This is a genomic window from Synechococcus sp. BIOS-E4-1 (assembly GCF_014279995.1).
GTDB lineage: Bacteria > Cyanobacteriota > Cyanobacteriia > PCC-6307 > Cyanobiaceae > Synechococcus_C.
This window is the reverse complement of sequence record NZ_CP047935.1, coordinates 3,104,283-3,115,520: the sequence shown is the minus strand read 5'-3', so window position 1 is coordinate 3,115,520 and position 11,238 is coordinate 3,104,283. Positions and strand designations below refer to the sequence as shown.

The 11,238-nt window shown below is 59.7% G+C and carries 12 protein-coding genes; 4 read left to right on the top strand and 8 right to left on the bottom strand.

Features of this window, described 5'->3' with window-relative positions; all coding sequences use genetic code 11:
* Position 1 precedes the first annotated feature (1 nt).
* From SynBIOSE41_RS16940 to SynBIOSE41_RS16915, 7 genes are all read right to left on the bottom strand, one after another.
* Positions 2-337: a hypothetical protein gene (locus tag SynBIOSE41_RS16940; protein WP_186539043.1), complete on the bottom strand. Its 336-nt coding sequence runs from the start codon at positions 335-337 to the stop codon at positions 2-4.
* A 106-nt stretch (positions 338-443) separates the two neighbouring features.
* A complete protein-coding gene (locus tag SynBIOSE41_RS16935) occupies positions 444-1,193 on the bottom strand; it encodes a helix-turn-helix domain-containing protein (RefSeq protein ID WP_186539047.1) in 750 nt (249 codons plus the stop codon).
* A gap of 54 nt (positions 1,194-1,247) precedes the next feature.
* Positions 1,248-1,463, bottom strand: a complete 216-nt coding sequence (locus SynBIOSE41_RS18225; protein ID WP_255475853.1) for a hypothetical protein — start codon at positions 1,461-1,463, stop codon at positions 1,248-1,250.
* The gene (locus SynBIOSE41_RS16930) at positions 1,453-1,695 is read right to left on the bottom strand and encodes a hypothetical protein (protein WP_186541440.1); all 243 of its coding nucleotides are present in this window, start codon (positions 1,693-1,695) and stop codon (positions 1,453-1,455) included. The genes SynBIOSE41_RS18225 and SynBIOSE41_RS16930 overlap by 11 nt, the downstream gene beginning before the upstream one ends.
* 8 nt (positions 1,696-1,703) lie before the next feature.
* On the bottom strand, positions 1,704-3,122 hold the full coding sequence (gene dnaB, locus SynBIOSE41_RS16925; RefSeq protein ID WP_186539042.1) for a replicative DNA helicase: 1,419 nt from the start codon (positions 3,120-3,122) through the stop codon (positions 1,704-1,706).
* 75 nt (positions 3,123-3,197) lie between these two features.
* The gene (gene rplI, locus SynBIOSE41_RS16920) at positions 3,198-3,656 is read right to left on the bottom strand and encodes a 50S ribosomal protein L9 (RefSeq protein WP_186539041.1); all 459 of its coding nucleotides are present in this window, start codon (positions 3,654-3,656) and stop codon (positions 3,198-3,200) included.
* A 42-nt stretch (positions 3,657-3,698) separates the two neighbouring features.
* Positions 3,699-4,631, bottom strand: coding sequence for a fatty acid desaturase (locus SynBIOSE41_RS16915; RefSeq protein WP_066912107.1), 933 nt, complete (start codon positions 4,629-4,631; stop codon positions 3,699-3,701).
* A gap of 56 nt (positions 4,632-4,687) precedes the next feature.
* Between SynBIOSE41_RS16915 and SynBIOSE41_RS16910 the strand changes: the two genes are divergently transcribed.
* On the top strand, positions 4,688-5,413 hold the full coding sequence (locus SynBIOSE41_RS16910; protein WP_186539040.1) for a hypothetical protein: 726 nt from the start codon (positions 4,688-4,690) through the stop codon (positions 5,411-5,413).
* Here the strand turns inward: SynBIOSE41_RS16910 and SynBIOSE41_RS16905 are convergent.
* The gene (locus tag SynBIOSE41_RS16905) at positions 5,401-6,264 is read right to left on the bottom strand and encodes an acyl-CoA desaturase (RefSeq protein WP_370594247.1); all 864 of its coding nucleotides are present in this window, start codon (positions 6,262-6,264) and stop codon (positions 5,401-5,403) included. The two genes, SynBIOSE41_RS16910 and SynBIOSE41_RS16905, sit on opposite strands and share 13 nt — an antisense overlap.
* Before the next feature lie 210 nt (positions 6,265-6,474).
* Here SynBIOSE41_RS16905 and SynBIOSE41_RS16900 point away from each other — a divergent pair, with 210 nt between their 5' ends.
* Genes SynBIOSE41_RS16900 through gcvP form a run of 3 tightly spaced genes read left to right on the top strand, consistent with a single transcriptional unit; the run spans position 6,475 to position 11,170 of the window.
* A complete protein-coding gene (locus tag SynBIOSE41_RS16900; protein WP_186539038.1) occupies positions 6,475-7,752 on the top strand; it encodes a methionine gamma-lyase family protein in 1,278 nt (425 codons plus the stop codon).
* Between the two features lie 19 nt (positions 7,753-7,771).
* Positions 7,772-8,161 carry a glycine cleavage system protein GcvH gene (gene gcvH, locus SynBIOSE41_RS16895; protein ID WP_186539037.1) on the top strand — a complete coding sequence of 130 codons (390 nt, stop codon included), beginning with the start codon at positions 7,772-7,774 and terminating at the stop codon, positions 8,159-8,161.
* A 57-nt stretch (positions 8,162-8,218) separates the two neighbouring features.
* Positions 8,219-11,170, top strand: coding sequence for an aminomethyl-transferring glycine dehydrogenase (gcvP, locus tag SynBIOSE41_RS16890; protein ID WP_186539036.1), 2,952 nt, complete (start codon positions 8,219-8,221; stop codon positions 11,168-11,170).
* Positions 11,171-11,238 lie beyond the last annotated feature (68 nt).

Here is an 11,238-nt window from a genome sequence, read left to right as displayed (position 1 = left end):
TTTATTTCTTCAACAGGCAAAGTGGCGGATTGCCTGGATTTGTTGAAAAGAATGTTGCCCAGTCAGCGGGATATGGTTTGCGTGTAGTATCAACAAACGTTTTGGCTATAGAAATATTGGCGTGAATTAATTTTGACTCAAAACAGAAATTGGATTGATCTTTGGGAAGCGTCGAAATGTCTGCTCTAATAAATTTGGTTGTTGTAGTTGCGTCCGCAAAAAATTTTGATTCTTGTTCCAATGTCGATGTCTTCTGCTTGTTCGACATTGATTGGTTCGTCAATGTGATTGAGCTTTCGACGGCATCAGGTGCTTCAGAAGGCGTGGTGTCGGTCACGTCTGGAGCAACTCAGGAAAGTCTCAGCAAATTCTGGGAGAAAACCCATCAATCCCAAGGGCAACGTGATCCCAAAAGTGCGGGATTTTTTTCAATCCCTGATCGTTCAGGTGTCCGTCGCATCGCGGCTGCGGTTCAGGGTGGCTTGTGGGGGTTCGCCGTACTGCTGCTGGTATCGCCGTGCAAAGTGGCTGCGGCTGGTAAATCCCACGGCCGATGCGATCGCTCCGACGCCATTCAGCCCCAGCTCACGGCGTCGGCTTGGATTGAGCAGTAGTTGGCCAATCCTGTCCATGCGGATCGATCGTTGCAGCTCAAGAGGGGTGCAGGCGAAGTGTTTCCTGGCTCCTTTAAACAGTGATGTCCGAGATTGATTCAGCTCGGCTGAGAGCGCATTCATGGACAGCGACTTGCTTGTGTTGTTGGCACACCAGTGCAGCAACTCGATCGCGGCTTGATGGCGATCCTCCCGTGTGGCGATGTGCATGGTTTGGCTGTTTTGCGCTTCAAAGCAGCCAATCACAGTGTCGATCAGCTGATCGGGTTCTTCGGGTTTCCAGGTGTCCTGATCTCGTTCCACCAGATCGTTGAGTTGCTGCTGCAGGCGGCGTCGCAGTTCCACCTGCACTTCCAGCTGATTGGTGCCCTCCCAGCGCTTCAGCATCAGCGGTCCACCTCCATGCTGTGCATGGCGTTCCAGCAAGGCTTCCTTGCCGATCACCAAAGTTGCCAGTGTTGCCTGGGCAGGCACGCTGAGATCGAAATCGCTCAGCGTTCGTTTGTAGCCCATCAAGCCTGGCCAAGGCATGGGAATTCCCTGGGCGCGGTACGGCTGATCCGCTATGGCGTCCGTCAATGGAATGGCCAGCGTGCAGGGCTTGGGCCGCCGCGTCCCGCTGAGAAACAGGTTCTAGTTGGTTTCGAGCACGTTGAAGCGGTAGCTCCCCAGCACAAAAACGCGTACTCGCCCATGCAGAGGACCCTGGCTGAGCTGAACGGCGACCAGATCGGGGGAGAGTGGGTGAAACAGATCTTGCAGTTCTGCACACGTCTGAAACCGTGCATCCAGCTGCTTCAACGAGCTTTTGTCGGAGTGCTTGATCGCGGTTGCACCCTCAACGCGCACTCAGGCTCTGTGCTGATTGCATTGATCTCCTGCTGGAGGCTTTGAGCGTGGCGCGGAAGGTTCGTCGACCGAGGCGTCGAACTGTGTGCCGACCGCGCGGCAGCCAACGGCTTGTCTTGTGCAATGCCTTGAGACAAGCGGCCACATAGCTGCGATGCCGTTGAGGACTCAGGATCCAGCGTGCGATGTACGACGAGCCAACACCAAGCAGAAGGATGCGCCCAATCCACATGCTGAGGTTTAGGCGGCGAGGTTGCGGAAGCGGGTGAACTGTGGCTCGAACAGCAGCTTCACCGTGCCCACCGGGCCGTTGCGGTGCTTGGTCACGATCACTTCTGTGATTCCCCGATCGGGAGTTTCCGGGTTGTAGTACTCGTCGCGGTAGATCATCAGCACCAGATCGGCGTCCTGTTCAATCGAGCCCGATTCGCGCAGGTCACTGAGCATCGGTCGTTTGTTGGTTCGCGATTCCACGCCACGGCTGAGCTGGGACAAGGCGATCACCGGCACGTTCAGTTCACGGGCCATCCCTTTGAGAGCTCTTGTGATTCTTGAAATTTCCTGCACTCGGTTGTCAGGACTGGATCCTTCCATCAGCTGCAGGTAGTCGATCACGATCAGACCGAGTTCCTTGCCCTGTTCGGCCATCAGTCGCCTGCAGAGCGAACGCATCTCCAGCACGCCCGAGTTGGGCTTGTCGTCGATGTAGATCGGCAGCTGGCCCAGGGTGTTGATGCCCTGGCCAAGCAGCGGCCACTCCTCCTGTTGGAGACGGCCTGTGCGCAGCCGGCCCGCTTCGATGCCCACTTCCATCGAGAGCAGCCGATAGGTGAGTTGCTCCTTGCTCATCTCCAGTGAGAACACACACACCGGCAGGTCATGCAACTGAGCCACGTTCTTGGCCAGATTGAGCACGATCGATGTTTTGCCCATGGCCGGGCGTCCGGCCACGATGATCAGATCACTGCGCTGCAGGCCCTGGGTCATGGCGTCCAGGTCGTAGAAATTCACCGGAATGCCTGCCACCGAGGTGCCTAGCGAGCGGCTTTCGATTTCGTTGAAGGTGCTGGTGAGAATCTCGGCGGTGGGCGTCAAACCCTGCGATGGTTTTTCCTGACTGATGGCGAAGATGGTCTGCTCGGCCTTGTCGAGCACCTGCTCCATAGGCAGACCCTGATCGAAGCCCAGCTGGATCACTTCGTTGCCTGAGCGGATCAGTTGCCGGCGCAGATACTTATCCATCACCAGGCGTGCCACCTGCTCGATCGAGGCGGTGGAGGCCACGCGATCCACAAGCTCCACCAGCCTGCTGCTGCCTCCAACCTTCTCGAGTGCACCGGTGTCCGCCAGCCAGGCGGTCATTGCGGTGAGATCGGTGGGTTTGCCCTGGCTATGGAGCATCACCGCAGTGCGGAAGATCTCGCGATGGGCATTGAGATAAAACGCTTCCGGTTGCAGCACGTCGGCCACGCGACCGATGGCATCCGGGTCGAGCAGGATGCCGCCCAGAACCGCTTCTTCCGCCTCCAGGTTTTGCGGCGGGATCGAATCGGGCAGAGCCTCGAAGCTGGGCTCTTCACGCCTGCGACCTTTGCCGAAACCGCGGCGCTCCCCCTCGGTGGACTCGCCACCGGACTCTGACAAGGGAACGCTCACCATGGCGGCAGCCGCTCAGAAGGAATAATCACTCTGACGCACCTTGTCGGTGACATCAGAGTCATTTTTGATCCGTGTTCAGTAGCTGACCACTTCCAGGTTGATTTCAGCGGTCACTTCGCTGTGCAGCTTGACCTGAACCTTGTAGTTTCCTGTCCGATGGATGTCGGGCACGGTGATGTCACGGCGATCTACTTCTTTCTTGGTGGCCTCTTCAATCACCTCGGCCACATCACCATTGGTGACGGTGCCGAACAGCACGTCGTCCTCTCCCGTTTGCTTCTTCACCGTGAAGCGACCGATGGTGTCGAGTGCGGTGCGGAAGGCGACGGCTTCCTCCTTGAGAGCGGCCTGGCGCTCGGCTTCCTTGGCGCGACGATGCTCCACCTGCTTCATCACGGCAGGGGTCACAGGCACAGCTTTGCCGCAGGGCAACAGGAAGTTGCGGGCATAGCCAGGGGCAACTTCCACCAGATCTCCGTCCCGGCCGAGGCTGAGGACGTCCTCATTCAGAACGACTTGTACGCGCTTGGCCATGGGAGAAGGATCCTGACGACGACGGATTAGCGATGGATAACTTTACGACTTCACGGGCAGTCGCACTTTGGTGGCCAGGCCCAGAGCACGCATCAGACGGATGTGCTCCCAGGTGAGATCGATTTGTCCGGGCTGCAGGCCATGACGCGCCGAATGCGGGAAGGCGTGGTGATTGTTATGCCAGCCCTCGCCGAAGGTGACGGCGGCCACCCATTTGTTATTGCGCGAATCGTCGCCGCTCTCAAAGGCCACGGTGCCCCAGCAGTGGGTGGCGGAATTCACCAGCCAGGTGACGTGGTAGACGAGCACCAGGCGCAGAGGAATCCCCCAGAGCACCAGGGCCCAGCCGCCTGCACCGGTCGCAGTGCCGATCCAGAACAGCAGGCCGGCCAGCGGAAGCTGCAGAACCAGGAACCAGTTGTTCAGCCAGCGGTAGTAGGGGTCCTTGGCCAGATCACCGGTCATGCGGGGCACCTCCTGCATCGCTGGAATCGCATTGAACATCCAGCCCATGTGGCTCCACCAGAAGCCCTTGTTGCTGTTGTGGTGATCCGCATCCGTATCGGAATACTTGTGGTGATGCCTGTGCAGTCCGGCCCAGTCGATTGGTCCGTGCTGGCAGCTCAGGGCGCCGCAGGTGGCAAAGAAATGCTCCAGCCAGAGCGGCACTCGGAACGAGCGGTGTGAGAGCAGCCTGTGATAGCCGATGGTGACGCCAAGGCAGGCGGTGACCCAATACAGCACCAGCAGGCTGGTGACGGCTTCCCAGCTCCAGAAGGCAGGAGCGAGTGCCAGCAGTCCCAGGACATGGATCACGATCATGAATCCGATCGTTACCCAGCTTTTTTCGCTCTTGGGAGCGATGCGCGTCTTGCTCTTGGGGCGCCGGTAGGGCTTGATTGCCAGCCTGGGGCCACGATGCGAAACTGGTTTCCGACTGGGTGGCGAAGGCGTTCTAATCGCGCTTGGTGCCATGACTTGATCCCGGTTGATCTCTGCACACTATACGCGATACGGATACGTATCAACCAATGGATAAGGCAAGTGGTTCTGATCATGTGACCAAGGGTTACCGCCAGCGCCTTGAAGAAGGGCGCCAGGCGATGGCTCACCTCATTCATGTGTGGCATGAGCGCAACGGCTGGTCCCACAAGGTATTGCCCGCCCTGGCCGATGCTCTGGACCTCGGTCGTGTGCATAACTCCCAGATCTCCAATCTCCGCAACGGCAAGCTCTCGTCTCCGGGGCCGGAGGTTTTTCTCGCACTCGGCCAGGCGAATGCAGTGCTGCATCAGGGCCTGGATCCGATCCGAGATCAGCTGGCGGAAGTTCACCCCGATCTGTTGCGGGTGTTGAGCGACAGTTCCGTGCCCCTGCTCGCAGCCCATGGTGAGCCCCTCGGTGCCGGTGAGCTGCTGGAAATCTTTGTGGGCTTAGGCCCCTTGCCGCCAGGTTTCGATTGGCGGATTGATCAAACGGAAGCAGCTGCCCTGAGTGCGGCGATCGCCGACAGTCTTTGCCGTGGGCGGGCCTGGCGACAGTGTCGCGATCAGGTGATGGAGGCCTATCCGGTCACCAAAAACCAACGCCGCGAGCGTTTTGCCGAAGTGATGGCAGGCCTCAGGGAATACAGCGCCGAGGAGCTCGATGGTGAGTTCCTCGATCTTCATGCCACGCATCTGGCTCTCGAAGGCAGCAAGGGGCAGAGCGCTGAGGCATTTCTGGCCGAATTGCGAACGGTTGCTCAGCCGGGGTAGCGGGCCTGACGCACGCGTCGGGTGAGTCCAAGCTTCTGCAGCATCCGGATGTGCATCCAAGTGATGTCGAACTCGAACCAGCGCAGTCCGTGGCGAGCACTACCTGGATGGGCGTGATGATTGTTGTGCCAACCCTCTCCGAAGGACAGAACGGCCACCCACCAGCAATTGCGTGAGAGATCCGGGCAGTCGAAATTGCGATAGCCGAAGGCGTGGGTGGCCGAGTTCACCAGCCATGTGACGTGATAGACGACAACCAGGCGCAAGGGAATGGCCCACAGCACCAGACCAACGCCTCCTCCATGCACCTGAGCAGCGTTGCCATACCAGTACAGCGCCAGGCCGATCGGGATCTGCAGGACCAGGAACCAGCGATCAAGCCAGACGTAGAAGGGATCCTTCAGCAGGTCGCCACCGAATCGCTCTTTGTGTTCAAGAGCGGGGATTTCGTGCAGCATCCACTCGCTGTGGCTCCACCACAGCCCCCGACCTGCATCGTGGTGATCGTTGGGTTGATCAGAAAATTTGTGATGGTGACGGTGCAAGGCCACCCAGTCGATCGGTCCGCTCTGTGCGGCCAGGGTGCCCATGATCACAAGCACCCGTTCAAGCCAGCGGGGAACTTCAAAACTGCGGTGCGCCACAAGACGATGCAAGCCCAGTGTCACTCCGAGCACCGTGGCCCAGTAGAGAACGGCGAGGGCCACAACTCCCTGAATGCTCCAGAACCTTGGCAGCAGTGCAATGGTGGCCAGCACGTGCATCGCCACCATGAAGGAGGTGGTGCCACCTTTGAATTTGCGCTGTTTACGCGGCAGCCGTTCACGGGGCGCCATCACCGCTGCGCGCATACGCAATTCGCGGTTTGAAGTGGTGGCTGCCGGAGTGGTTGTAACCAAGAAGCTTCTCCTTGAACCAGTTCTGTCGCGGTCGGAACGGCTACAGCCGAGACCAAAACAGTTAGTTGGGAGTGTGAATGTAAAAGAAAACTGCAGGCTTTTTGCGGTTCTCCCGTGGCACAGGCTTCAAATCGCTATGTAGAGAGCACCGGTGCATAGGGGATGAATCTCAGTGATGCCAAGGACTTTGCCTGCAGGCAAGTGGCTGCTGTACGAGAGCGTCAGCAGCCTCTTGCCCGTCAGCGCACCGCTGCTGTGGCTGATCGACTGCAAAAGGTTCTGGCGGCCTTTAAGGCTGAACGGGTTGGGACTCAGCATTTCGCCTCCGTCAGCGGTTATGGGCACGGTGACCAGGGCCGGGAGGTGATCGACCGGGTCTTCGCTCGGGTGCTCGGCGCGGAAGCAGCGGCTGTGCGACTTCAGTTCGTGAGCGGTACTCACGCCATCGCTGCAGCCTTGTTCGGAGTGCTGCGGCCAGGCGATCGCTTGCTGTCCATCACCGGGCGTCCTTACGACACGCTCGAAGAGGTCATCGGTCTTCGTGGAGAGGGGCAAGGATCCCTCAAGGATTTCGGTATCGACTACGAAGAGCTGAAGCTCAACGAAGCCGGGGCTGTGGATGGGAAGGCCCTGGATCAGGCCCTGGCGCGACCCCTTCGCCTGATCCTGATCCAGCGCAGTTGTGGTTACAGCTGGCGCCCATCGCTCAGCGTGCAGACCATTGGTCGGCTCTGTGCCCGCATCCACGAACGGCAGCCCGACTGCGTGTGCTTCGTGGACAACTGCTACGGAGAACTGGTTGAGGCCCAGGAGCCACCAGAGGTGGGTGCGGATCTGGTCGCAGGTTCATTGATCAAAAACCTGGGCGGAACGATCGCGCCCGCCGGTGGTTACGTCGCCGGACGCGCCGATCTGGTGGAACAAGCCTGCTGCCGTCTCACCGCACCAGGGATCGGCAGTGAAGGGGGGACTGGTTTTGACCTGCATCGATTGTTACTGCAGGGTCTGTTTCTGGCTCCCCAGATGGTGGCCGAAGCCTTGATCGGCGCTGATCTGGTGGCCGGTGTGTTCGCTGATCTGGGGTTTCCCGTGCAGCCCGTTGCCGGCGCGTCGCGCAGTGACCTGATCCAGGCTGTACAGCTGGGGAATCCTGAGGCCCTCAAGCTGATCTGCCGCGCCTTTCAGGCCTGTTCCCCGGTGGGCTCCTACCTCGATCCAGTGCCGGCATCGATGCCCGGCTATGCCAGTGATCTGGTGATGGCTGGTGGCACCTTTATCGATGGCAGCACCAGTGAGTTCTCCGCTGACGCGCCATTGCGGGAGCCGTTCAATCTCTACGTTCAGGGAGGCACCCATCACGCCCATGTCGAGCTGGCTCTGATCCAGGCGCTGCAAGCCCTGGCTGCGGCGGGACATCTGAATCTGGCGCACACTGACTGAGAGACGCTGGTGCGGCCCGATGGCCTTTGACTTCCCTGCCTCCTACCGCTACGCCGACAGCCATGAATACGCCTGGCAGGAAGCTGATTTGATCCGTATCGGCCTGAGTGCCTATGCCGTGGATCAACTCGGCGACATCGTGTTTGTGGATCTCCCCGAGGTGGGTTCTGATCTCAGCCGTGGCAGCAGTTTCGGCACCGTAGAGTCGGTCAAGGCTGTTGAAGAGATGTATGCCCCCCTCAGTGGTGAGGTTCTGCAGCGCAATGAAGCTCTGCTGGCCAATCCCGAAGAACTCCAGAAGGATCCCCATGGTGAGGGTTGGTTGCTCGTGATCCGACCCAGCGATGTGACGCAGCTTGAGCAGTTGATGGATGCCACGACCTACTCCGCCAAGGTTGCCGCGACCTGATATCACATCGTCGACCGGCTCAAATTGCTTAAAGTCGGCGACCTCCGTTGCTGCACCATGACCCTGCTGGACCAGCGCATGGTGGAAACGGCTTCAGCGAGGAAGCTTCCGCCTTTCGCGCAGCGCCATATCGGCCCGGGATCCGCAGCCAATCAGCTGATGCTCGATCGGCTTGGTTTTGCCGATCTAGAGCGCTTTCTGCAGGCCGTGGTGCCACAAGACATTCTTGATTCAAGTCCGCCGCAGGGGCAGCTTCCCGAAGGTATCGGAGAGCAGCAAGCTCTCTCTGAACTGCGCCAGCTTGCCGGGCTGAACCGTGTGAATCGGTCGTTGATCGGTCTTGGTTACTACGGCACCGTCACGCCTGCTTTGATCCAGCGGCAGGTGCTGGAGAACCCTTCCTGGTACACGGCCTACACCCCTTATCAAGCGGAAATCGCCCAGGGACGTCTGGAGGCACTGCTCAATTTTCAGACGTTGATCAGCGAGCTGACCGGTCTGCCGATTGCCAATGCCTCACTTCTGGATGAAGCCACCGCGGCGGCGGAGGCCATGTCGATGAGCTTTGGCGTCTGCAAGCGAGTTGAAGCAACACGCTTTCTGGTTGATGCCGCCGTGCTGCCACAGACTCTGTCGGTTCTGCGCACCAGGGCCCAGCCGATCGGTGTGAAGCTCGACTTGGCGGAGCCTGATCAGTTCGTGTGGGGTGACGATGTGTTCGGAGTGCTGTTGCAGCTCCCTGGACGCTGCGGCCGGCTCTGGGACCCTCGATCCTGCATAGCCAGGGCCCACGAGCATGGCGCCTTGGTCACCGTGGCCACTGACCCTTTGGCGCAGGTGCTGCTGGAGCCGGTGGGTGCCCTCGGTGCCGATATCGCTGTGGGCAGTGCCCAGCGTTTCGGAGTGCCGATGGGTGGAGGCGGTCCCCACGCGGCGTTCTTTGCCACCCGCGATGCTTACCGCCGGCAGGTCCCCGGACGCATTGTTGGGCAGTCGAGAGATGGCGAAGGCAATGTCGCACTGCGCCTGGCGTTGCAGACCCGTGAGCAACACATCCGCCGAGACAAAGCCACCAGCAATATCTGCACTGCCCAGGTGCTGCTGGCGGTGATGGCCTCGTTCTACGCCGTGCACCACGGGCCCGAAGGTCTTGAGGCGATTGCCCGACGTCTGCTCCAGCTGCGCTGTCAGCTCGACGAGGGACTGCGTTCGCTTGGACTTGCTCTTCCGCAGGGATCACGCTTCGACAGTGTTGATGTGATCTGCGCTCAGGCCCCGCGAGTGCATCAACTGGCAGCTCGAGCCGGCTTCAACCTGCGACTCCTGCCCGATGGTGCGGCGATCGAACAGGCGGAAGGATTCGGTATCAGCCTGGATGAGCTCAGCGACAGCAAAGAGGTGTATCGGCTGCTGGCACTGGTGGCGGAGGCCACCGGAGGCCAGCTGCCAGAACTGTCTGACACAGCCATCCACGATCAGGCCCTGGTGGGCTTGCCGCTGCGGTCCAGCCCCTGGCTGCAGCAACCGGTGTTTCACCGTTACCGCAGTGAAACCGAGCTGCTTCGCTACATCCAGCGTTTGGTCAGCAAAGACCTCTCATTGGTGCACGGGATGATTCCTCTGGGCAGCTGCACCATGAAACTGAATGCTGCAGCGGAGCTGGCACCGGTGAGCTGGAGGGAGTTCGGGAGCATCCATCCCTTTGCTCCCGCTGACCAGCTGAAGGGCAATCAGCGCATGGCCCAGGACCTCGAGAGCTGGTTGGCTGAGCTCACCGGTTTCGCGGGCGTTTCCTTGCAGCCCAATGCTGGTTCTCAGGGCGAGTTCGCCGGTTTATTGGTGATTCGCGCCTGGCATCAGTCACGCGGTGAGGGCCATCGTGATGTCTGTCTGATTCCCACCAGTGCCCATGGCACCAACCCCGCCAGTGCCGTGATGGCTGGGATGCGTGTGGTGCCTGTGGTTTGTGATGAGCAGGGGAATGTCGATGTGGAAGATCTGCGCAGCAAGCTCTCGGAGAACGCTGATTCCCTGGCGGCTCTGATGGTCACGTATCCCTCAACCCATGGGGTGTTCGAGACCCGAATCCGTGAAATCTGCAGCCTCGTTCATGACCATGGCGGTCAGGTGTATCTGGATGGCGCCAACCTCAATGCCCAGGTCGGTGTCTGCAGGCCAGGGGCGTTCGGGGCGGATGTCTGCCATCTCAATCTGCATAAGACGTTCTGCATTCCCCATGGCGGCGGTGGCCCGGGGGTGGGTCCCATCGCGGTGGGAGAGCATCTGCGGCCGTTTCTTCCCGGTCATCCACTGATGACCGGCGGCGGTGATCAGGCCATTTCAGCGGTGTCTGCAGCCCCCCTGGGCAGTGCCGGCATCCTGCCGATCAGCTGGATGTATCTGCGTTTGATGGGCCCAGCTGGCCTGCGGCAGGCCACAGCTGTGGCTTTGCTGTCAGCCAATTATCTGGCGCATCGGCTCGATGCGCACTACCCGGTGCTGTTCCGGGGAGAGGGAGGACTGGTGGCCCATGAATGCATTCTGGATCTGCGCGATCTCAGGCGTAGCGCTGGTCTTGAGGTGGATGACCTGGCGAAGCGTCTGATGGATTACGGCTTCCATGCTCCGACAGTCAGCTGGCCGGTGGCGGGCACTGTGATGGTTGAACCCACGGAAAGCGAAAGTCTTGAAGAGCTGGATCGCTTCTGCGACGCCATGATCGCGATCCGTGCAGAAGTGGCTTCGATTGAAAATGGTCTCAGCGATCGTGAGAACAATCCACTGCGCCGTGCTCCCCACACTCTGAGTGCTGTGACGGCCGATCACTGGGATCGCCCCTATTCCCGTGAACAGGCGGCATTTCCGTTGCAGGATCAGCGGCAAAACAAGTTCTGGCCTGCTGTGGCCCGGATCGACAACGCCTACGGCGATCGCAATCTGATCTGCACCTGCCCCAGTGTTGAGGAGATGGCTGCGGCTCAGCCCACTGCGTCCCAGCCAATGGGTTAAATTTTACCGAAATCGGAAATTAATCTTCGATTTTTAATTGTGCAAAGGAAACTTTGATCACACTGCAC